The 21,919-nt window shown below is 70.3% G+C and carries 19 protein-coding genes, 1 pseudogene and 2 riboswitches; of the genes and pseudogenes, 5 read left to right on the plus strand and 15 right to left on the minus strand.

Translation table 11 applies throughout. From position 1 onward, the window contains the following. Positions 1–2: 2 nt before the first annotated feature. The 5 genes from ACZ60T_RS06790 to ACZ60T_RS06810 all read right to left on the minus strand — a co-directional run bounded on the left by ACZ60T_RS06790 (position 3) and on the right by ACZ60T_RS06810 (position 5,211). Positions 3–1,400 carry a globin domain-containing protein gene (locus tag ACZ60T_RS06790; RefSeq protein WP_469664998.1) on the minus strand — a complete coding sequence of 466 codons (1,398 nt, stop codon included), beginning with the start codon at positions 1,398–1,400 and terminating at the stop codon, positions 3–5. Positions 1,401–2,218: 818 nt separating this feature from the next. Then, complete coding sequence (gene mnmA, locus ACZ60T_RS06795) at positions 2,219–3,346, minus strand: tRNA 2-thiouridine(34) synthase MnmA (RefSeq protein ID WP_365622670.1); 1,128 nt, start codon at positions 3,344–3,346, stop codon at positions 2,219–2,221. Between the two features lie 63 nt (positions 3,347–3,409). Beyond that, entirely contained in the window at positions 3,410–4,573 is a 1,164-nt protein-coding gene (locus ACZ60T_RS06800) for a cysteine desulfurase family protein (RefSeq protein WP_365622668.1), read from the minus strand. Positions 4,574–4,633: 60 nt separating this feature from the next. Then, entirely contained in the window at positions 4,634–4,960 is a 327-nt protein-coding gene (locus ACZ60T_RS06805; RefSeq protein ID WP_469665537.1) for a DUF4190 domain-containing protein, read from the minus strand. A gap of 83 nt (positions 4,961–5,043) precedes the next feature. Continuing rightward, the gene (locus ACZ60T_RS06810; RefSeq protein ID WP_365622666.1) at positions 5,044–5,211 is read right to left on the minus strand and encodes a hypothetical protein; all 168 of its coding nucleotides are present in this window, start codon (positions 5,209–5,211) and stop codon (positions 5,044–5,046) included. A 136-nt stretch (positions 5,212–5,347) separates the two neighbouring features. Between ACZ60T_RS06810 and ACZ60T_RS06815 the strand changes: the two genes are divergently transcribed. Beyond that, positions 5,348–5,974 (plus strand): TetR family transcriptional regulator, encoded by a 627-nt coding sequence (locus ACZ60T_RS06815; RefSeq protein ID WP_469665001.1) that lies wholly within the window; start codon positions 5,348–5,350, stop codon positions 5,972–5,974. A 78-nt stretch (positions 5,975–6,052) separates the two neighbouring features. On the opposite strand, the gene ACZ60T_RS06820 is transcribed toward ACZ60T_RS06815, so the two are convergent. After that, positions 6,053–6,913: a thioesterase family protein gene (locus ACZ60T_RS06820; protein WP_469665003.1), complete on the minus strand. Its 861-nt coding sequence runs from the start codon at positions 6,911–6,913 to the stop codon at positions 6,053–6,055. Between the two features lie 539 nt (positions 6,914–7,452). Here ACZ60T_RS06820 and ACZ60T_RS06825 point away from each other — a divergent pair. Beyond that, a pseudogene (locus ACZ60T_RS06825) lies at positions 7,453–7,905 on the plus strand (alpha/beta hydrolase); the annotation flags it as partial. Positions 7,906–8,212: 307 nt separating this feature from the next. On the opposite strand, the gene ACZ60T_RS06830 reads toward ACZ60T_RS06825, so the two are convergent. From ACZ60T_RS06830 to ACZ60T_RS06870, 9 genes are all read right to left on the minus strand, one after another. Beyond that, entirely contained in the window at positions 8,213–8,899 is a 687-nt protein-coding gene (locus tag ACZ60T_RS06830; RefSeq protein ID WP_365622660.1) for a trimeric intracellular cation channel family protein, read from the minus strand. Positions 8,900–9,077: 178 nt separating this feature from the next. Beyond that, complete coding sequence (locus tag ACZ60T_RS06835) at positions 9,078–10,424, minus strand: ABC transporter ATP-binding protein (RefSeq protein WP_469665005.1); 1,347 nt, start codon at positions 10,422–10,424, stop codon at positions 9,078–9,080. An 11-nt stretch (positions 10,425–10,435) separates the two neighbouring features. Beyond that, complete coding sequence (locus ACZ60T_RS06840) at positions 10,436–11,533, minus strand: ABC transporter ATP-binding protein (protein ID WP_365622656.1); 1,098 nt, start codon at positions 11,531–11,533, stop codon at positions 10,436–10,438. Beyond that, complete coding sequence (locus ACZ60T_RS06845; protein WP_469665007.1) at positions 11,530–12,528, minus strand: ABC transporter permease; 999 nt, start codon at positions 12,526–12,528, stop codon at positions 11,530–11,532. Before ACZ60T_RS06845 ends, ACZ60T_RS06840 begins: the two co-directional genes overlap by 4 nt. 110 nt (positions 12,529–12,638) lie before the next feature. Beyond that, complete coding sequence (locus ACZ60T_RS06850; protein WP_469665009.1) at positions 12,639–14,429, minus strand: ABC transporter substrate-binding protein; 1,791 nt, start codon at positions 14,427–14,429, stop codon at positions 12,639–12,641. A gap of 70 nt (positions 14,430–14,499) precedes the next feature. Then, on the minus strand, positions 14,500–15,507 hold the full coding sequence (locus ACZ60T_RS06855; RefSeq protein WP_365622649.1) for an ABC transporter permease: 1,008 nt from the start codon (positions 15,505–15,507) through the stop codon (positions 14,500–14,502). A 358-nt stretch (positions 15,508–15,865) separates the two neighbouring features. After that, positions 15,866–16,666: an enhanced serine sensitivity protein SseB C-terminal domain-containing protein gene (locus ACZ60T_RS06860; protein WP_469665011.1), complete on the minus strand. Its 801-nt coding sequence runs from the start codon at positions 16,664–16,666 to the stop codon at positions 15,866–15,868. Positions 16,667–16,929: 263 nt separating this feature from the next. Then, the gene (locus tag ACZ60T_RS06865; RefSeq protein ID WP_469665013.1) at positions 16,930–17,721 is read right to left on the minus strand and encodes an enhanced serine sensitivity protein SseB; all 792 of its coding nucleotides are present in this window, start codon (positions 17,719–17,721) and stop codon (positions 16,930–16,932) included. Between the two features lie 41 nt (positions 17,722–17,762). Continuing rightward, complete coding sequence (locus tag ACZ60T_RS06870; RefSeq protein WP_469665538.1) at positions 17,763–18,497, minus strand: AAA family ATPase; 735 nt, start codon at positions 18,495–18,497, stop codon at positions 17,763–17,765. Between the two features lie 166 nt (positions 18,498–18,663). Continuing rightward, positions 18,664–18,764, plus strand: a riboswitch (glycine riboswitch). Further along, positions 18,765–18,902, plus strand: a riboswitch (glycine riboswitch). 69 nt (positions 18,903–18,971) lie between these two features. On the opposite strand from ACZ60T_RS06870, the gene gcvT reads away from it, so the two are divergent. From gcvT to glyA, 3 genes are all read left to right on the plus strand, one after another. Further along, entirely contained in the window at positions 18,972–20,090 is a 1,119-nt protein-coding gene (gene gcvT, locus ACZ60T_RS06875; protein ID WP_365622643.1) for a glycine cleavage system aminomethyltransferase GcvT, read from the plus strand. A gap of 96 nt (positions 20,091–20,186) precedes the next feature. Continuing rightward, positions 20,187–20,564 (plus strand): glycine cleavage system protein GcvH, encoded by a 378-nt coding sequence (gene gcvH, locus ACZ60T_RS06880; protein WP_365622641.1) that lies wholly within the window; start codon positions 20,187–20,189, stop codon positions 20,562–20,564. Between the two features lie 14 nt (positions 20,565–20,578). Further along, positions 20,579–21,841 carry a serine hydroxymethyltransferase gene (gene glyA, locus ACZ60T_RS06885; protein ID WP_469665016.1) on the plus strand — a complete coding sequence of 421 codons (1,263 nt, stop codon included), beginning with the start codon at positions 20,579–20,581 and terminating at the stop codon, positions 21,839–21,841. The last annotated feature ends 78 nt before the right edge of the window (positions 21,842–21,919 follow it).

Raw genomic sequence — 21,919 nt, forward strand, 5'->3', positions numbered from 1 at the left:
GGTCAGACCTGGGCGCCCTCGGCCAGGTGACCCACCGCCGGTCCCGTCGGCCGGGTGCGCTGGGCGTGCGAGGGCAGCGGGACCATACCGGCGACCGGGTCGTGCCGGATGCGGTCGGCGGGCAGGCCGAGACCGGCCAGTCGCCACACGGCCGCGGTGACCATCGCGGGCGGGCCGCTGACGTAGGCGATGTGCTGGGAGAAGTCCCCGTGCCGGGCGATCGCCTCGGCCACCGAGCCGTCCGCGGACGCCCCCGGGCCGTCGCTGATCACCGGGACGACCCGCAGCCAGGGGCAGCGGTTCTCCAGCCGGGACAGGGCCTGTGCGTCGTACAGGTCCTCGGCGGTGCGGACGCCGAGGAAGAGGTGGGCCCTGCGGCCCGGCGCGCGCCGCTGGGACAGGTCCTCGAGCAGCGCCCGGCCGGTGGCCCAGCCGGTGCCGCCCGCCACGATGAGCACGTCCCGGCCCTGCTCGTCGTCCAGGGTCGCCGTGCCCTGCGGCGGGCCGAGGCGCAGGGTGTCACCGACGCGCGTGTGCAGGGTCATGGCGTCGCTCACGCCGCCCGGACCGGTACGGCGGATGTGGAACTCCAGCTCGCCGTCCGGCGCGGGGACGGTGGCGAACGTGTACGGGCGCCAGGTGTGCGGCAGCAGCGGGGACTCGAGGGTCGCGTACTGGCCGGGCCTGTACGGGTAGGGCTCGGCGGTGCGGACGCGGATCACCGCGAGGTCGGGGCGGCGGAGCTGATGCGACGTCACCGTGCCGTGCCAGGCCGGGGGTTCGGCGAGCGCGCGCTTCGAGCCCTCGACCATGCCCGCGGCGGCGAACCGCACCATGCGCAGCCAGGCCTGCTCCACGTCCTGGCCGACACGGCCGCCGGACAAGCGGTACAGCCCCTCGCTGAGCGAGGCCTCGAACACCTGGAAGTGCACGGGCTGGACGCCGAGTTTGCGGTGGTCGCGGCCCAACTGCGAGCAGAACGCGGTGATTTCCTCGGGCTTGTGCAGGTGCTCGATCAGGAACCAGAACGCCCGCTCCAGGTGCGCCTTCTGGAACTCCATCGACTCCGGGAACAACTGCCGCAGATACGGGTGCCGTTCGAACATGGCGTCGTAGAGGTGGGCGATGAGTTCGTCGAACGGGGTGACCGCCGCCAGGTTCTGGACGATGAGTTCCTGGTCGGCGGCGCCGTCGTAGGCGTCGTAGGTAGGGGACTTCGTCTTCTCCGCGGCGCGGGACGGGGCGAGCATCTGGTCACGCAGGCGCATCGCGTCCCGACGCGCGAGCAGGGCGTGGTACTCGTCGCCCTTCCTGCTGTCCCTCGTCCTGGAGTTGCCGTTGTCCATGATCGTGCTCTCCTCACGGCCGCACCGCCCCGGGATCTCGTCCGCGGCAGTCATCAGCGGTTCTTCCTCGCGGACACGCCGCGCACGTCGCCGTCCCGGAAGGCCGTGGCCGTGGCGCGGACGGCGTGGGCGGGAGAGGCGGGGCGGGGCATGACGCGACTTTCCTATCTGCGGGTATAGGCACCGCCCGCGCCCACGCCGAACCGCCGCTGGTGGGCGGCGACGACGGTGAGTGGTGGGCAGAGGCGGCGGCATCCCCCGGCGGGCAGCCGAGGGGCGCGTTGCTATTACATCGCCGAGATGGACCTTGAGGACCCGGCCGAAGAGCCCTTTCACCAGGCAAAAGGTCCCGTTGATCAAGGACTTTCGGCCCTGGCGCCAGATGATCTTCTGGGCTCGCCAGGGCTACGTCGACTCGACGGCGCGCGCTCGTCACTGAGGGAAGCGCCCTTCGCAAGGGCCACCGGAGGTGTCCCGGGCCGCTCCGCCCCGCGCCTGAACGCCCGAAGATGGCACAGTTCCCGACCCAGGGCAAGACCCAAGCGGGACCGGCGAGTTGCCGGGAGGTGAACATTCGGATCGCGCCGGGACGACGGAGGCGGGCACGTCGACGTCGTGGCTGGTGACGGACGCGATCGGCGCGCGACAGCACCGCGGACTCCTGCGGAGCCGGTGGGGACCGGAGGAGGACCGGTACGGACCGGTGAGGCGCCGGAGAAGGCCGGTACGGGCCGGTGTCGAAGCGGAGGGGACCAGACGGACCGGTGGAGGCCAGGCGGACTGGTGGAGACCGGTAAGGACCGGAGACGAGCGGTGGGCGCCCAGGGACGCGCCCCGCGGGCCGGGCGAGCGGATGCGGGGCGCGTCCGGGGTCAGGCCGAAGTGGTGTCCTTCGTGCGGGACGTGGTCGCGATCGTCGCCGAGCCGACCACGCGGGTGTCGTCGTACAGGACGATCGCCTGGCCGGGGGCCACGCCGCGGACCGGTGCGGTGAAGCGGACGTGGAGTTCGCCGTCGACCGGCTCCGCGGTCACCTCCGTCTCGCCGCCGTGGGCGCGGAGTTGGGCCGTGTAGGTGCCGGGGCCCGTCGGGGCCGTGCCGCACCAGCGGGGCTTGATCGCGGTCAGGGCGCTGACGTCCAGGGAGGACGCCGGGCCGACCGTCACCGTGTTGTCGACCGGGGAGATGTCGAGGACGTAGCGCGGCTTGCCGTCGGGCGCGGGCGTGCCGATCCGCAGGCCCTTGCGCTGGCCGATCGTGTAGCCGTACGCCCCCTCGTGCGTGCCGAGGCGGGCGCCGGACTCGTCGACGATGTCGCCCTCCGCCTTGCCGAGCCGCTGGGCGAGGAAGCCCTGGGTGTCGCCGTCGGCGATGAAGCAGATGTCGTGCGAGTCGGGCTTCTTGGCGACCGCGAGGCCCCGGCGCTCGGCCTCCGCGCGGATCTCGTCCTTGGTGGTGAGCGTGTCGCCGAGCGGGAACAGCGCGTGCGCGAGCTGCTTCTCGTCCAGCACGCCGAGGACGTACGACTGGTCCTTGGCCATGTCGGAGGCGCGGTGCAGCTCGCGGGTGCCGTCGGCGAGCGTGACGATCTTGGCGTAGTGGCCGGTGCAGACCGCGTCGAAGCCGAGGGCGAGGGCCTTGTCGAGCAGCGCCGCGAACTTGATCTTCTCGTTGCAGCGCAGGCAGGGGTTCGGGGTGCGCCCGGCCTCGTACTCGGCGATGAAGTCCTCCACCACGTCCTCGCGGAACCGCTCGGCGAGGTCCCACACGTAGAAGGGGATGCCGATGACGTCCGCGGCGCGGCGGGCGTCGCGCGAGTCCTCGATGGTGCAACAGCCGCGCGCGCCCGTACGGAAGGACTGCGGGTTCGCGGAGAGCGCGAGATGGACTCCGGTGACGTCGTGACCGGCTTCGGCGGCGCGGGCGGCGGCGACGGCGGAGTCGACCCCGCCGGACATGGCGGCGAGGACGCGAAGGGGGCGCTGCGGGGTGTCAGTCATAGCCCTTCCAGGGTACGGGGAGCCGCCGCGGGCCCGGTCACGGAAGGCGGGCCGGGCTCGCGGTCAGGTCAGTCCCGCGCTCCGCGCCCGTTCCACGGCGGGGCCGATGGCCTTGGCGACCGCCTCGACATCGGCCCGGGTGGAGGTGTGGCCGAGGGAGAAGCGGAGGGTGCCGCGGGCGAGGTCGGGGGCGGCGCCGGTGGCGAGGAGGACATGGCTCGGCTGGGCCACCCCGGCGGTGCAGGCGGAGCCCGTGGAGCACTCGATGCCCTGCGCGTCCAGCAGCAGGAGCAGGGAGTCGCCCTCGCAGCCGGGGAAGGTGAAGTGCGCGTTGGCCGGAAGCCGGTCCACGGGGTCACCGCCGAGGATCACGTCCGGTACGGCGGTACGGACCGCGTCGATCAGTTCGTCGCGCAGGGCGCCGATCTCGCGGGCGAACCACGCGCGCTGCTCGGTGGCGAGCCGTCCGGCGACCGCGAAGGAGGCGATGGCCGGAACGTCGAGGGTGCCGGAGCGCACATGCCGTTCCTGGCCGCCGCCGTGCAGCACCGGGACAGGGCTGTACGCGCGGCCGAGCAGCAGCGCGCCGATGCCGTACGGGCCGCCGATCTTGTGACCGGAGACCGTCATCGCGGCGAGCCCCGAGTCCTCGAAGGCGACCGGGACCTGGCCGACGGCCTGTACCGCGTCGGCATGCAGCGGGATGCCGAACTCGGCGGCGACATCGGCCAGTTCATGGATCGGCAGGACCGTGCCGATCTCGTTGTTGGCCCACATCACCGTGGCGAGGGCGACGTCGTCGGGGTTGCGGGCGATGGCCTCGCGCAGCGCCTCGGGGCGGACCCGGCCGTACGCGTCGACGGGCAGGTACTCGACCGTGGCGCCCTCGTGTTCGCCGAGCCAGTCGACGGCGTCGAGGACCGCGTGGTGTTCGACGGGGCTGGCGAGGACGCGGGTACGGGCGGGGTCGGCGTCGCGGCGGGACCAGTACAGGCCCTTCACGGCGAGGTTGTCCGCCTCGGTGCCGCCGGAGGTGAAGACGACCTCGCTGGGCCGCGCGCCGAGCGCCTCGGCGAGAGCCTCGCGGGCCTCCTCGACCGTACGTCTGGCACGGCGGCCCGACGCGTGCAGCGAGGAGGCGTTGCCGGTGACGCCGAGTTGCGCGGTGAGCACCTGCGCCGCCTCGGGAAGCATCGGGGTGGTCGCTGCGTGGTCGAGGTATGCCATGGTGCGGCCGATTCTACGGGCCCTGTCCCGGCGGCCTCAGCCCGACCGGGGGACGGTGGCCTAGAAGCTCCAGGACACCGTGTGGTTGATCTCCATGAGGGTCACCAGGACGACCAGGTCCGCGACGCCCAGGCCCAGCCCCAGCAGGGCACGGCCCCGGCGCGCGGTGCCGCGCCACAGGGCGAGGGCGGCCAGGACGATGGCGAAGGGCCCCAGGAAGAGGTTCATGACGAGCAGCCCGAGCAGCCCCAGCACGAACGACGCGACGGCCATGCCATCGGCATCGGTCGCCTTCGTCCGGCGGATCGCCGCGGAGGCGTTCGTGGCGGCGGAGGAGATCCTGGCGGCGGAGGTGTTCTTGACAGGTGGTGCGACGGTGAGATGCATGACGCGGTCAACTCCCGACGATGCGTGGGCGTACGACGGATCGGTGGTCACGGATCAGAGCGGATCGGTGGTCACGCCGGTGGTCACGGATCAGAGCGAACGGTCCGGCGTCCATGGCGCTCGCGGACCGCGAAGGCCACGAGCCATACGCCGATGACCGCCGCTACGGCGAGGGAGACGGTGGGTGGCGCCTGGGCCACGGTGCCGAGCACGGTGCCCAGGAGCAGGAGTGCGGCGACAAGGAACAGCATGGACGAAGTCCCCCTCCGAGATGCCCGTCATGACGGTTCGGTGAACGCCTGTGGTTACAGTTGTTCACTGACTCCCGAGTCTAACGCCGGATGCCGTCGCTTTCCAATTCCGGAGAACAGTTGTTAACTGCATGGCATGAGTCACCCCCTCGGCGTCCGGCAGGCCCAGAAGCAGAAGACCCGGCAGGCGTTCCTGGACGCCGCCTTGGTCCTGCTGGAGGAGCAGAGCCTGAGCAGCCTGGGTCTGCGGGAGGTCACCCGCGCGGTCGGCGTCGCCCCGACCGCCTTCTACCGGCACTTCCCCTCGATCGCCGACCTCGGCGTCGAACTGGTCAAGGAGGCCCTCGACAGCCTCCACCCGCTGATCGGCTCCACGGCCGCCGCGGAGGGCGACCGGGCCGAACGCTGTGCGCGCGCCGTCGACTTGATCGCCGGCCATGTGGAGGCGTACCCGGCGCACATACGGTTCATCGCGCGTGAGTGGCACGGCGGCGTCCAGCCCGTACGGGAGGCGATCCGGCGCCAACTGGCCCGGTTCGCCGAGGAGGTGAAGGTCGCACTGGCCCAGCACCCCGAGTCCGAGGGGTGGAGCGACGAGGATCTGCTGATGCTGGCCGGTCTCTATGTCGACCAGATGCTGATGACGGCCTCCCAGTTCCTGGTGGCCCTGGAGTCCTCCTCCGAGGAGCGGGACCGGGTGATCCGGGTGGCGACCCAGCGGCTCCTGCTGATCGACATCGGCCGCGACCACTGGAACGACTGACGGACGCCGCCCTCAACACCCGTGGGCGGCACGCTCGTTCACCGAGCGCACCGCCCACAGATCATCCGTACGTGACGGTCAGGCCAGCCTGGCCCGCGCCAACTGGCGGGACTGGGCGACCAGGCGGTCCGCGCTGTCCCAGACCTCGGCGTCCTCCTCCAGGAAGCCATGGGCGAGGTTGCGCGTGGTGATCGACACCCGCAGCGGGCCCGGCGCCGGGCGGCAGCGCACATGCACGGTCAGCTCGACCGTCGGCACCCAGCCGGACAGCCCGAGTTCGAAGGCGGTGGGCGGCAGGGCGTCCACCGCGAGCAGCAGCGAGAGCGGGTCCGCGTCACGGCCGTCGGCGAGCCCGAACCAGGCCCTCATCTCGCCCTTGCCCGACGGCTTCCCGAGCACCCAGCCCAGCGTGGCGGGGTCGAGCTTGAGCATCAGCCGGTCGGTGATGGCCGAGCTGCCGGGAAGCGGCGTCGGCGCGTCCCCGGGGCCGAAGCACTGCTCGATCGGCGGGAAGGCGGGCGGCTTCACGCTCGTCCGGACGTCGTCGGGCAGGGAGTCCAGCTCGCCGTACGAGGCGAGGACGCGGATCCGCTCGACCTCGCGGCCCTCCTCGTCGTACTGGAAGAGGGACGCCTGGCCGGTGGAGAGCGTGCGGCCGGTGCGTACGACGTCCGTACGGATCACCGCGGGGCCCGGCTGGGACGCGGTGAGGTAGTGCGCGGAGATCGTGAACGGGTCGGAGTGCGGCAGGGCCTCCCCGAGCGCGCGGCCCAGCACGGCCAGCAGATAGCCGCCGTTCACCGCGTTGATGATCGTCCACCCGGCCGAGAGATCGATGCCGTAGACGCCGGGTTCGCGGAGGGTGACCGCGGTGTCGCGGTCGAACTCGCTGTCGCCGATCGCGGCGCGCGCGGCCGGTGCGGTCTCTGCTTCGAACATGCCCGAACAGTACAACAGGAAATTACCAAGCAGTAGCTTTGGCCGAATCGCTCCGCTTCCGACCCGCCTCGCGTCGCGCTCGGGTTCGCGTTCGGCAATGTCTCGGTAAGTGTCCGGTACGCGCCGTGACCTGGAGCCCCGGGATCACCTCTCAGCAGATGACCGTTCGATCCGTCCGTGCACAGGAAGCGCTCACGCCGATGGGCCTCACCGGGACACCCTTCCTCTTCGCCTCGATCGCCCTCGCGGCCGTCGCCCTGGTCCTGCCGCTGTTGCTGTGGTCCCGGGTGCGCGGCCCGGTGCTCGTACGCCATGCCGTCCGCGTCCTGATGCTGCTGTTCGCCCAGCTCACCGCGGTCACCCTGGTCTTCGTGCTGGTGAACGACGCCAACGACCTCTACGACAACTGGGCCGATCTGCTGGGCACGGGCAACCATGTGCAGCAGGCGGCCGACCTCGGCAAGGACGGCACCGGCGGGATCCCCACCGAGGCCCTGCCGAAGGTGCGCCAGACCTTCACCCGCGCCGACGGGCCGAGCATGCACGCGGCGGGCGGGGTGCGCGTCACCCAGCTCAAGGGCCGGATCTCGGGCGTCGACGCGGAGGTCTACGTCTGGCTGCCACCGCAGTACGACGACCCCGCCTACCGGGCCGCCAAGTTCCCGGTCGTGGAGCTGCTGTCGGGCTATCCGGGCTCGGCGAAGGCGTGGTTCGGCTCGCTCAAGGTGCATGAGCAACTGCAGCCGCTGATGCGCAGCGGACAGGTGGCGCCGTTCATCCTGGTGGCGCCGCGCACCAACCTCATCGCCAAGGTCGACACGGGCTGCGCGAACATCCCGGGCACCGTGAACGCCGACAGTTGGCTCAGCATCGATGTGCCGAGGATGGTGACGGACAACTTCCGCGCCCGGTCCGCGCCGGACGGCTGGGCCGTCGCGGGCTACTCGGCGGGGGCGCACTGCGCGGCGAAGCTCGTGATCGCCCACCCCGACCGCTACCGGGCCGCGATCAGCCTGTCCGGCTACAACGACCCGATCGGCGAACCCGGTTCGCTCGCCGCACGCGACCTCCGGCTGCGGCGGCAGAACAACCCCTACGTCCTGCTGAAGGGCTACCGCACACCGCCCCGGATCTCGCTCTACGCCTCCGGCGCGTACGACGACGGCTACCGGGCGGGCGCGGCGCTGGAGCGGATCGCCAAGCCGCCGACGGTGGTGCGCGCGGTGCTGATCCCGCGCAGCGCGGGCGGGCACACCATGGCCGTGTGGCGACCGCAGATCCCCACGGCCTTCGGTTGGCTCACCCGGCAGATGACGGGTCGGGCGACAGAAGGTCCTCCTCCGCCACCCGGGAACGACGGTTCCAGGCACGCGGCGCTCGCCAGTGGTAGCGCATCGCGAGCAGGCGCAGTACGAAGGCCGTGACGGCCGCGAGCCCGGAGGTGAGCGGGGTCAGCACCTCGTAGCGGATGCACAGCGCGACCATCGCGGCGCCGACGATCGCGGGCACCGCGTACAGGTCGCGGTCCCAGCGCAGCAGCGAGGGCACCTCGTTGGCGAGTATGTCGCGCAGCACACCGCCGCCGACGGCGGTCGCCATGCCGAGGACGGCGGACGAGGTGAGGCCGAGCCCGTAGTCGTACGCCTTGGTCGTGCCGGTGACACAGAAAAGACCGAGCCCGGCCGCGTCGAAGGCGTTGACGGCGCCCTGGGTGCGCTCCACCTCGGGGTGGAGGAAGAAGACCAGGACGGTGGCGAGCAGGGGGGCCAGGAAGTAGCCGAGGTCCGTGAAGGCGGCCGGGGTGGCACCGATGATCAGATCGCGGAACAGTCCGCCGCCCAGCGCGGTGACTTCGGCGAGCACGGCGATGCCGAAGACGTCGAAGTTCTTGCGGACGCCCAGCAGCGCGCCGGATATCGCGAAGACGAAGATTCCGACGATGTCGAGCGTGTGCTGGACGGAGGGACTGAACAATTGCTGGAGCACCCTTACATTCTCACCTACCGCATGGTGTGCACCTTGCAAAGCAAGGCACGGTGATCGAATGCCCGGGATTACACAGTGGGGGTTCCAGCGAGGGGTCCCGTGGGGATCCCCGTGGGGAGGCAAACGAAGGAGGCCGCCGCGGGCAGCGACGGCCTCCTTCGGGAGTCAGAACCCCGGTTCAGGACTCGGAAGAGTCGGACGAGCCGGAAGACTCGGAGTCCTCGGAGGACTCAGCGGCCTCGGATGACGCGGCCGGCTTCTTCTCGGACTTCGCAGGCTTCCCCGACTTCTCGGATGCGGCAGGCTTCTCCTCGGCCGCGGCAGGCTTCTCGGCCGTGGCGTCCGCCTCGGCCGACGCCTCCGCCTCCGCCTCGACCTCGGCCGCAACCGCCGCCGACGTCTCCGCCGACTGCGCCAGGACCTCGTCCGCCACCAGTTCCGCGGCTTCCTTCGCGGCCGACAGCAGCACCGTGTCCTGCGGCGCCTGGTCCTCGAAGTTCTCCGGGTGGTGACAGGCGACCCGCTGGCCGGGCCTCAACTCCTTGAGCTGCGGCTCGGTCGTCTTGCAGATCTCCGTGGCCTTCCAGCACCGGGTGTGGAAGCGGCAGCCGCTCGGCGGGGCGATCGGCGAGGGGACGTCGCCCTTGAGCAGGATGCGCTCGCTCTTGGCGTTCTTCCGCTTCGGGTCCGGGATCGGCACCGCCGACATCAACGCCTTGGTGTACGGGTGCATCGGCGTCTTGTACAGCGCGTCGCGGTCGGCCAGCTCCATGATCTTGCCGAGGTACATCACCGCGATCCGGTCCGAGACGTGCCGGACGACCGAGAGGTCGTGCGCGATGATCACGTACGTCAGGCCCAGCTCGGTCTGGAGGTCGTCCAGCAGGTTGACGACCTGCGCCTGGATCGACACGTCCAGCGCGGAGACCGGCTCGTCGGCCACGACCAGCTTCGGCTTGAGCGCGAGCGCGCGGGCGATGCCGATGCGCTGACGCTGGCCGCCGGAGAACTCGTGCGGATAGCGGTTGTAGTGCTCGGGGTTGAGGCCCACGACCGACAGCAGCCGCTGGACCTCCTTCTTGATCCCGCCCTCGGGCGTGACGCCCTGGAGCTTGAAGGGGGCGCCGATGATCGTGCCGATGGTGTGGCGCGGGTTCAGCGACGAGTACGGGTCCTGGAAGATCATCTGCACATCGCGGCGCAGCGGACGCATGCCGCCGACACCGAGGTGCGTGATGTCCTTGCCCTCGAACTCCACCGTGCCGGCGGTCGGTTCGAGCAGCCGGGTGATCAGCCGGCCCATGGTCGACTTGCCGCAGCCGGACTCGCCGACGACGCCGAGGGTCTCACCGGCCCTGACCTCGAAGTCGATGCCGTCGACCGCGCGTACCGCGCCGACCTGCCGTTGCAGCATCCCCTTCTTGATCGGGAAGTGCTTCTGGAGGCCGGTCACCTTCAGCAGGACCTCGCCCGGGGCGGTGTCCCCGGTGCCGGTGGCACCGTCGCTCTGCGCGGGAATGGTCACGTTGTCCTCGCTCACAGCTTCGGCGCAATCTCTTCGGCCCAGATCCGCTGCCGCTCCTCCTGCGACATGTGGCAGGCGGCCCAGTGCCGGCCGCCGACCTCGGTCAGCTCGGGGCGGACCGTCCGGGTGATGTTGTCCTTGGGGATGTCGGCGTACGGGCAGCGCGGGTTGAAGGCGCAGCCGGACGGGATGTTGATCAGCGAGGGCGGCGAACCCTTGACCGGGATCAGCCGCTCCTGCTGGTCGCGGTCGAGCCGCGGCATCGAGCCGAGCAGACCCCAGGTGTAGGGGTGGCGGGGCTCGTAGAACACCTTGTCGGCCGGGCCGCGCTCCACACAGCGTCCGCCGTACATCACCAGGATGTCGTCGGCCAGTTCGGCGACGACGCCCAGGTCGTGGGTGATGACGATGACCGCGGAGCCGAACTCCTTCTGCAGATCCCGGATCAGGTCGAGGATCTGCGCCTGGACGGTGACGTCCAGGGCGGTGGTCGGCTCGTCCGCGATCAGCAGTTCGGGGTTGTTGACGAGCGACATCGCGATCATCGCGCGCTGACGCATACCGCCGGAGAACTCGTGCGGGTAGCTGTCCACCCGCTTGTCCGGCTGCGGGATGCCCACGCGGTCGAGCATCTCGACCGCCCGCTTGCGCGCGGTCTTCTTGTCGACGTCGTGGTGGATGCGGTACGCCTCCACGATCTGGGCGCCGATCGTGTAGTACGGGTGCAGCGCGGACAGCGGATCCTGGAAGATCATCGCCATCTCGCGGCCACGCATCTTGCGGACGTGCTCGGGGTCGGCGGAGAGCAACTCCGTGCCCTTGAGCCAGATCTCGCCCGAGATCCGCGCCTTGCGCTTGCCGTACTGGCCCGCGGTGTGCAGGCCCATGATGCCGAGCGAGGTGACCGACTTGCCGGAGCCCGACTCGCCCACGATGCCGAGGGTCTTGCCCTTCTCGAGCTGGAAGCTCAGCCCGTCGACGGACTTGACCAGGCCGTCGTCGGTCGGGAAGTGCACCTTGAGGTCGCGTACTTCGAGGAAGCTGGTGGAAGCGGGCGAGGCGGCGGCGGGTTCGCCCACGGCGGCCTCGCTCTTGCTGAGTTCGGTCATGCGAGCCTCACTCGGGGGTCGATCACGGCGTACAGAATGTCCACCACGAGGTTGGCGATGAGCACGGCGAGGGACGTGATCAGGGTGACGCCCAGGATGAAGGGAAGGTCCTGGTTCTTGATGGCGTCGAGCACCTTCTGGCCCAGGCCGGGCAGGTTGAAGGTGGTCTCGGTCAGGATCGCGCCACCGATCAGCGCGCCGAGGTCCATGCCGAGCATCGTGAGGATGGGCGTCATCGTGGAGCGCATGGCGTGCTTGCGGATGACGACCTGCTCGCGCAGACCCTTGGCACGGGCGGTGCGGATGTAGTCCTCGCCGAGGATCTCCATCATGGTGGCGCGGGTGATCCGCGCGTACATCGCCGCGTAGAGGAAGGCCAGGGTGATCCAGGGCAGGATCATGCCGCCGAGCCAGCCGGTGAAGCTGTGGCTGATCGGCACGAACTGGGCGTCGAGCAAGTTCAGTTTGAAGCTGACGACGGTCAGCGCCAGCATGCCGGTGAAGTAGATGGGGAGCGAGACGCCGCTGAGGGCGACGAGCATCGCACCGCGGTCCCACAGGCTGCCCCGCTTGAGGGCGGAGAGCACACCCGCCGCGACACCGAAGACCAGCCACAGGACGGCCGCGCCGAGCGCGAGACCCAGCGTCACCGGGAAGCGGTCGGTCAGCACCGGCCAGACGGCCTGCTCGCTGCGGAAGGAGTAGCCGAAGCACGGCGCGGCGCAGTGCGTGACATCGCCACCGCCCGAGTAGGTGCGGCCGACGAAGATGCCCTTGAAGAACTCCCAGGCCTGGGAGTAGACCGGGTCGGCCAGGCCGAGCTTCTGTCGCACCGCCTCGACGGAGGCCGGGTCGGCCTGCTTGCCCACAAAGCTCGTGGCGATGTCGACGCCCGCCCACTTGGGGATGAGGAAGAAGATGCCGAAGACCACCAGGATGATGACCACGAGCATCACTGCGGCGGCGAACAGCCGCCTGATGAGATAAGCGAGCACAGCTTACGGCCCGCTGCGGACCGCGGACCGCCGGAGATCTTCCGGCGGTCCACGGTCACGCCGCGCCGGCCTTCACCTGCCTTTCGTGCCGTACGGCGGGTGTGCCGGGGTTACTTCTTCAGACCCAGGTTGACGAAGTCGTACATAGCGTTGTACGCGTTGCTCGTGTACACGTTCGCCAGCCGGCTCGAACGCCACTGAACGAAGCGCTCGAAGACGAACGGCAGGTAGTAACCGCCGTCCATGACCTTGTGGTTGATCTGCTGGGCGATCTCGGCCTGCTGCGACTCGCCGGTGGCCTTGGTGTAGTCGACGAACAGCTTGTCGATCGCCTTGTCCTTGATCATGGCGTAGTTGTTGTTACCGCTGTCAAGGATGTACTTGCTGTTCCACAGCGGCAGACCGTAGCCCTGGACGGACGGGAAGTCCGGGCCCCAGCCCATGATGATGATGCCGTAGCCCTTCTTCTTCACGTTCGAGGGGCTACCGATGGTGCCGGGGGTCTGCGAGCCGTCGTACTGGTCGATCTGGGCCTTGATGCCGACCTTCTTCAGCGACGCCTGGAGCGACTGAGCGGTGGCCACCTCGACCGGCTTGTTGTTACGGACCGCGATGGTGGTCTCGAACCCGTCCGGCTTGCCGCAGGCCTTCAGCTCTTCCTTGGCCTTGGCCTCGTTGCCGTTCTTGTTCTCGGTGGCGAGCTTGTACGGGTCGTACTTCTGACCCTCGGAGCCCGGCACGGACGGCGGCAGCATGTTGGTGCCGATGTCACCACCGGCGATCGGGCCACCGCGCGCGGTCTGGAGGGACACGTGGTCCGCGCCGTAGATGGCGGCGTTGCGGCAGTGGATGTTGTCGAACGGCTTCACGGTCTGCGGGAAGACCGCGTAGCGGATGTAGCCGGAGACCGGGTTGTCCAGGTTGGTCTTGTGCTGCTTGAGGGCCACGTTGCGGCCCTGCGGCGACAGACCGGTCTGGTTGAGGTCCAGGTCGTAGTCGCCCGCGATCAGGCGCTGGTCCATGTCGTTGGCGTTGGTGAAGTACTTGATGCTGATCTTGTCCGGGTACGCCTTGCGGACCGGGTCCGAGGACGCCTTCCAGTTGTTGTTCCGGACCAGGAGCATGGACTTGCCGGGCTCGTAGGACTGGAACTTGTACGGACCCGAGGAGAACGGGTGCAGGCCGTACTTCGACTTGGTGTCCATGTCCTGGCGGACCGGGGACGCCGAGGGCAGCGCGATCATCTGCAGGAAGTCCGAGTTGGCCTCGGGCAGGTGGAAGACGATCGTCTTGTCGTTGGGCGTCTCGATCGCGCTGAGGCCCAGGTGCTCCTTGTCGGAGTCCTTGTACGGGCCCTTGTACTTGCCCTTGGGGTCGAGCACGTCACGGAGGTAGACCGGACCGCCGGAGAGGACGTCCTGCGCCCACTGGCGCTCGATGCCGTACTTGACGTCCTTGGAGGTGATCGGCTTGCCGTCCTCCCAGGTGATGTCGTCACGCAGGGTGAAGGTGTACGTCTTCTTGTCGGCCGAGACCTTGCCCATGTCCGTGGCGAGGTCCGGCTGCACCGTGGCGCCCGCCGCGCCCGGCTCGGTCTTGTAGGTGACCAGCTGACGGCTGTAGTAGCGCATGAAGTTCCACGCCATGCCGTAGTAACCACGCGTGGTGTCCCACGAGTCGGCGTCCTGCGCCGTCGCGAACTTCAGCTCGCCGCCCTTCTTGGCCTGCGAGGCCTGGGCGACCTTGTTGTTGGCCGCGTCGAAGCCGGCCGCGCCGCTCTTCGAACCGCCACCGTCGCTGTCGTCGCCTCCGCCGCACGCCGCGGTGGTCAGCAGCGCGGCGACCACTGCGGCAGCGGCCGCAGCCTGCTTACGCCGCCCTGAGGTGCGTTGGGTAGTCACGATCTCGGATCCTCCGGATTGATGAGAGACCCCGTGCGGTTGTGCCACGGGTCGCTGGAAATACAGCAGTTCAGCGGGAGCCCTTGGGGTCCAGCGCGTCGCGCACGCCATCACCGAAGAGGTTGAAGGCAAGCACGGTGATGAAGATGGCTACACCCGGGACCACCATGTACATGGGGTCCGCCTCGTAGTAATCCATCGCGGTCGAGAGCATCTGTCCCCAGGAAGCCGTCGGCGGCTTGACGCCCACGCCCAGGAAGCTGAGCGCGGCCTCGGTGAGGATGTTGGTGGGGATCATCATCGTCGTGTACACGATGATGGGCGCCACGAGGTTGGGCAGCAGTTCCTTGAAGAGGATGTAGAACCGCCCGGCGCCGAGCGAACGGGCGGCCTCGACGTACTCGCGTTCACGCAGCGAGAGCGTCTGGCCGCGCACCACGCGCCCGATGTAGGGCCAGCCGAAGAAGCCGATGACCAGGATCATCACGAAGACGCGTACGCCCGTGCCCTGGAGGCCGAGAAGTTCGTTCGGCATGACGGTGACCAGCGCGATGATGAACAGGAGCTGCGGGAAGGCGAGCAGGCCGTCCATGACACGGCTGATGACCGCGTCCACCCAGCCGCCGAAGAAGCCCGCGAGGATGCCGAGGATCGTGCCCAGGATGATGGCGACCACGGCGGACAGGAAGCCCACGAGCAGGGAGATCTGCGCGCCGTAGACGATGCGGGCGAAGATGTCGCGGCCGTTGACCGGCTCGACGCCCAGCAGGTGCTCACCGCTGATGCCGCCCATCGAGCCCTTGGGCGTACCGAACAGCGGGTCGATCAGGTTCTCGTGGTAGGCGTCCGGGTCCTGCCCGACCAGGCTCGTGATCACCGGCGCGAGCAGCGCGACCAGGATGAGGACGAGCACGATGACGCCACCGGTGAGGGCGAGCTTGTCCCGCTTGAGGCGCTCCCAGGCGATCCGTCCCAGGGAACGCCCCTGGACGGCCTTCGCCCCGGTACCGGCTTCGGCCGCTTCCTCGGCAGCACTAGGGGCCGCTTCCGCAGCCGGTTCGTGCAATGGTGCCGTCATCTGGCAGGGCCCCTCTCAACCGGCGGTGACCGGCACGCACTTGCCGCTCGTAGCGGCATGATTCGATCCGTCGTACACAGGGGACGAGCCCCTATGAAGGGGGAGTCTTCAACGGGGTGGCGACGGACGGCCAGGCTTGACCGTGAATGGATGCCTAAACGTGATGCAGGTTGAGGGGTTCCGTTATCCGGACACGGGGTAACGCGGGTCGGACACACGCCAATTGGGACACACACGGCGAGTCGTGGACCATTGGGCGCTATCTACGCGCGAAGAAGGCGTGAGGGTGATCCGCCTTCGCAGAAGGGAAGTTGGCGCCACGTCGGTGGGCGGCGGTCGGTGCGCGGCGGTCGGCGGGTCAGTACGCGCCGCGTACCGGCGGGTAGCCGTAGCCGCCCGCCGCCGGGGCCGGTGCCGGTGCGGCGTGGGCCTCGCGGTCGTAGAAGGGGCGGGCGTGGGCGCGCAGCCACATCGCGATCGGGTCGTACGCGTCGGACATGACCACCGTCGAGACGGGCAGCCCCTCGGGGGCGGCGCCGATGGACTGCTGCATCATCGCGCGCACCGAGTCGACGGCGGGCGGCGACGCGTCGTACACGTCCAGGCCGATGGCGAGATACGGGGTGCCGAGCGTGGGCTGCACCCAGGCGCGGCGCAGCGAGCGCACGGCGTGCGTCCGGTGCGCGTTCTGCGTGAGGAGGGCGTAGAACTGCGGGATCTCGATGGCCGGTTCGGTGAGCCGCAGGGGTCCGGCGGGCTGGCGTTCCAGGCCCGTGGCGATACGGCGCAGATCCAGCCAGGGGATGCCGACGCCGCCGCCCGGCGCATGCGGGTTCAGCCACAGGCCGTAGTGGTCGGGGTAGAGCGTGCGCGCCACGTCGAGGCCGTCGACGACCTCGTACGAGCGGTTCCAGCCGCTGGCGGAGAGTTCCTGGGCGGAGGTGACACAGGGCGCGTACGCGTGCCCGCCGACCTCCATCGTGCCGTACTGCGCGTCGGGCGAGCCCGCCTGGCCGTGCCAGAGCAGCATCCAGATCTGGCCGGACGCCGGGGTCGCGAGCGCGCGCAGGAGCGCCTCATAGGCGTCGTAGCGCCCGGGTGTCACCTGGCGCAGCATGTGCTCGACCTGACCGGCCGCGGCCGTGCCCGACGCGCTCACCTGCTACCACCTCTTCATGACGAACCTGACAACCCCGGCACATCTCCCCGGCGCGAGGCGCACGACTGTGGCCGCACCGCCCCGACCGGGCCATTCTCCCTTGCCGGGAGGCAATGCGCCCCATCGCGGTGCCGCCGTGGGCCGAAGCCTCGTCGGGGACGTACGTCTCCCCCGGCCCATGTAACCAGGTTACGGCCGTTGTCTGACAGCGACTTGACACGCGTCAACCCCGCGCCCCGGCTCGCGCCGGGCGCGGGCGGACGTCAGTAGCCGTGCTGGTAGAACGGCCGCACCCGCTCGCGCAGCCACTCCCCCACCGGGTCCTGGGCCACGTCGAGGAAGACCACGTTCACGGCCATCGGTACGGGCACCTTGCCCAGCGCGCGGCCGAGCGCGTCCAGCGGGAGGCTGTGCATCTCGGCCTCGGGGGAGGTGAGTTCGACGCCGATGAACATCACGGGGTCGTCGGTCTCGATCGCGGCCAGGCAGCGGCGGGCGGTGCGCACCACGCCGGTCGCGGCGAACTCGGCCGAGGCGGCGGCGAGGAAGTCCACCGGGTCGTCCTGCCAGTCGGGTTCGAAGAGGCGGACCCGGCCGCCGGTCACGGGCCCGTCCAGCGGGCCCTGCCCGGAGCGGCACAACTCGGCCACCGCCTCGGGCGGCAGCGGCACCCCGATCACGCCGTCGGGGTTGAGCACGATCCCCACCTGCGGGGGCAGTCCGCGGGCGAACTCGACGGCGGGCGCGACGGTGAACGAGATGTGGCCGCCGACGACTTGGCGGAACTGCTCCTCGGAGCTGAAGACGGGGACGTAGGCCTGGCCCTCGATCTCCAGCGTGGGCAGGTCGAGGGGGCCGCTGTCGGGTCCGCCGCCGTTCGGCAGGGGTACCCAGACGAAGCCGCGGCCGAGGACCTCCACGATCCGGCCACCGGCCGAGGGGACGCCGAGCGAGGCGGAGAGCACCTCCTCCACCTCGTTGCCCGGCCATCCGCCGTGCGGATGGGGGTGCGCCTGTGCCGGGAAGTCCGCGGGAAGGTCCGCCGGGAAGTCCATTGCTACCGCCTGCCGTAAACCACTGTTTCCGGTGCAAGAGGCTAACCGCTGCGGCCCGGCGCCCCACCGTCCTCGGGCGCATCGGGAACATGAGCGGCGAAGTCGATGCGGTGCAGGGCGTCCGCCGCCGCCCGGTCGAGCAGGACCGCCGAACCGCAGTCGCGCGGGAGGTCGCCGCGCTCGACGACGCGCAGCAGACGGCGGTTGGCGCGGCGGTGGCGCAGGAACGCGTACCGGGAGACGCCGCGCCCGCGCGCGTGCTGGCCCGCCAGGGCCGTGTCCGGGGTGACGTCGAGCAGGAGCAGCCGGAGCGTGCCGCCCCGGCGGCGGGCCTCGCGGGCCAGCCAGCCGCGCACCCAGGCCTGGGTCCCGCAGTCGTGCACCACGACCGCGGCGCCGCCGCGTAACGCGCGGCGCAGCCCGGCGTAGTGGGAGAGGCGGACCAGTGGGCGGTAGAGCGTGTACGGCAGGAAGCGGGCCAGACGCGCGTCCCAACGGTCGCGGGTGTCCTGGGAGTCGACGCGCGCGTCCGGCCGTACGGCGCGCCGCATGAGCGTGGACTTGCCGCTGCCGGGCAGTCCGGTGACCACGACGACATCGCGGGCGGCGAAGGTCAGCCCGCGCGGACTGCGGCCCGCCCGCGCGCGCAGGTCCCGGACCGGGGCCGCCCGCAGCGGCTCGCGGGCGTCGCGGGCGTCGCGGGCCGTGGCTCCTCGCGGCGCGGGCGCCATGACACACGTGGTCGTCGCGTACGACATGACGGTCTTCACCGTGATCGTCCTCCCCTGGGGTCAGGAGCCTCCCCGCTGAGCGTAAAGAGAAGGTAATGCACGATGCCTCGTGATTTCGTGCACGTACGGCCACGGCCCGGTTACAGATGCGGCCCTGCCATGATCGTGCGGCGCGTGCGATGATGTGCGCGCCAACTGCATACCGGCCGCTTGAATCCGCGCGGGAGAGTTCCGGGTACGCATCCGCGTCCGGACGCCGAAGGAGCAAGTCCCTCCCTTGAATCTCTCAGGCCCCGATACCGCGCGGGCGAGGCACATCTGAAAAGCGAGCCGCCGGCCAGGGGCTCCACCCAAGGTGCAAGCCATGACGTACGCGACGTCCTTCGGGACGTCCCGTGACGCACGACCGTCAGGGCGAACCTCTCAGGTCCCGATGACAGATGGGGAGGAACGACCTCGCCCTCCCCCCACGCACGGCATGCGCTCGCGCGGGGGCCCACATCCCTGGGAGCAGCACCCATGAGCAGTAGCCCGCTGCGCCTCACCGCGCTCGATGCCCTGCATCGTTCGCTCGGCGCGACCATGACCGACTTCGCAGGCTGGGACATGCCGCTGCGGTACGGCTCCGAGCGCGACGAGCACGTCGCCGTCCGTACCAAGGCGGGCCTCTTCGACCTCTCCCACATGGGCGAGATCGCCGTGACCGGCCCCGAGGCGGCGCGCCTTCTCAACTACGCCCTGGTCGGCGACCTCGCCTCGGTGGGGATCGGCCGGGCCCGCTACACGATGATCTGCCGGGAGGACGGCGGCATCCTCGACGACCTGATCGTGTACCGGCTGCGGGAGCAGGAGTACATGGTCGTCGCCAACGCCTCCAACGCCCAGGTCGTGCTGGACGCGCTGGTGGAGCGGGCCGCCGGGTTCGACGCCGAGGTGCGCGACGACCGGGACGCGTACGCGCTGCTGGCGATCCAGGGCCCCGAGTCCTCCGGCATCCTGAAGTCCCTGACGGACGCCGACCTGGACGGTCTGAAGTACTACGCGGGTCTGCCGGGCACGGTCGCGGGCGTCCCCGCGCTCATCGCGCGCACCGGGTACACCGGCGAGGACGGCTTCGAGCTGTTCGTGGCGCCGTCCGACGCCGAGAAGCTGTGGCAGGCGCTGACGGAGGCGGGCGCGGCCGTGGGCCTCGTTCCCTGCGGCCTGTCCTGCCGGGACACGCTGCGCCTGGAGGCGGGCATGCCGCTGTACGGGCATGAGCTGACCACGTCGCTGACGCCGTTCGACGCCGGGCTCGGCCGGGTCGTGAAGTTCGCCAAGGAGGGCGACTTCGTGGGCCGGGAGGCGCTGCGCGAGGCGGCGTCCCGCGCGGAGCAGAACCCGCCGCGCGTCCTGGTCGGGCTGGTCGCGCAGGGCCGGCGCGTGCCGCGGGCCGGGTACGCGGTCGTCGCGGGCGGCGAGACGGTCGGCGAGGTCACCTCCGGCGCCCCCTCCCCCACGCTGGGCAAGCCGATCGCGATGGCCTACGTCGACGCCGCGCACGCGGCGCCGGGCACGTCCGGGGTCGGCGTGGACATCCGCGGCAACGACGAGCCGTACGAGGTCGTGGCGCTGCCGTTCTACCGGCGTCAGAAGTAGGCGCGGGGCGGGCGGGGCGAGGCCCTGTCCGCTCACCCGGCGCCACCTGTGGTCCCCGTTCACCAGCACTCCCCCGCGTACAGGAGAATTCAGGCTATGAGCAACCCCCAGCAGCTTCGTTACAGCAAGGAGCACGAGTGGCTGTCGGCCGCCGTGGACGGCGTCTCGACGGTCGGCATCACGGAGCACGCGGCCAACGCGCTCGGCGATGTCGTCTACGTGCAGCTCCCGGAGGTCGGTGACACGGTCACCGCGGGCGAGACCTGCGGCGAACTGGAGTCGACCAAGTCGGTCAGCGACCTGTACTGCCCGGTCACCGGCGAGGTCACCGAGATCAACCAGGACGTGGTGGACGACCCGGCCCTGGTCAACTCCGCCCCGTTCGAGGGCGGTTGGCTGTTCAAGGTCCGCGTCGCCGAGGAGCCGGCCGATCTGCTCTCCGCCGACGAGTACGACGCCCAGATCAACGGCTGAGGAGGCGTAGGACCATGTCGTCTCTGAACACGCCCCTGCACGAGCTCGACCCGGACGTCGCCGCCGCCATCGACGCCGAGCTGAACCGCCAGCAGTCCACCCTCGAGATGATCGCCTCGGAGAACTTCGCTCCGGTCGCGGTCATGGAGGCCCAGGGCTCGGTCCTCACCAACAAGTACGCCGAGGGCTACCCGGGCCGCCGCTACTACGGTGGCTGTGAGCACGTCGACGTCACCGAGCAGATCGCGATCGACCGGGTCAAGGAGCTGTTCGGCGCCGAGTACGCCAATGTGCAGCCCCACTCGGGCGCCTCCGCCAACCAGGCCGCGCTGTTCGCCCTGGCCCAGCCCGGCGACACCATCCTCGGCCTGGACCTGGCGCACGGCGGCCATCTGACGCACGGGATGCGGCTCAACTTCTCCGGCAAGCAGTTCAACGTGGTCGCCTACCACGTGGACGAGGCCGGTCTGGTCGACATGGCCGAGGTCGAGCGGCTGGCCAAGGAGCACCGCCCGAAGGTGATCATCGCGGGCTGGTCGGCGTACCCGCGCCAGTTGGACTTCGCCGCGTTCCGCCGGATCGCGGACGAGGTCGAGGCCGCCCTGTGGGTCGACATGGCGCACTTCGCGGGCCTGGTCGCGGCCGGGCTCCACCCGAACCCGGTGCCGTACGCGGACGTGGTGACCTCCACCACCCACAAGACGCTGGGCGGTCCGCGCGGTGGCATCATCCTGGCGCGCAAGGACTTCGCGAAGAAGCTGAACTCGGCCGTCTTCCCGGGCTTCCAGGGCGGCCCCCTGGAGCATGTGATCGCGGCCAAGGCGGTGTCCTTCAAGGTCGCCGCCTCGGAGGAGTTCAAGGAGCGCCAGCGGCGTACCCTCGAAGGAGCGAAGATCCTCGCCGAGCGGCTGACGGCGCCGGACGCCCGCGAGGCCGGGGTGAACGTCCTCTCCGGCGGCACGGACGTGCATCTCGTCCTGGTCGACCTGCGCGACTCCGAGCTGGACGGACAGCAGGCCGAGGACCGTCTCCACGAGGTCGGCATCACCGTCAACCGCAACGCGGTCCCGAACGACCCGCGTCCGCCGATGGTGACGTCGGGTCTGCGGATCGGTACGCCCGCCCTCGCGACCCGCGGCTTCACGGCCGAGGACTTCACCGAGGTCGCGGACGTCATCGCCGAGGCGCTGAAGCCGTCGTACGACGCCGAGGCGCTGAAGGCCCGGGTCAAGGCCCTGGCCGACAAGCACCCGCTGTACCCGGGCGCGACCAAGTAGTTCCCCGGGGCGCCGCGCGTACGTAAGGCCCGTCCGTACGTACGCGCGGTGCCCCCGCACCACCTTCGTAGTGAGCGG

The sequence above is a fragment of the Streptomyces sp. NPDC104371 genome (assembly GCF_055583785.1).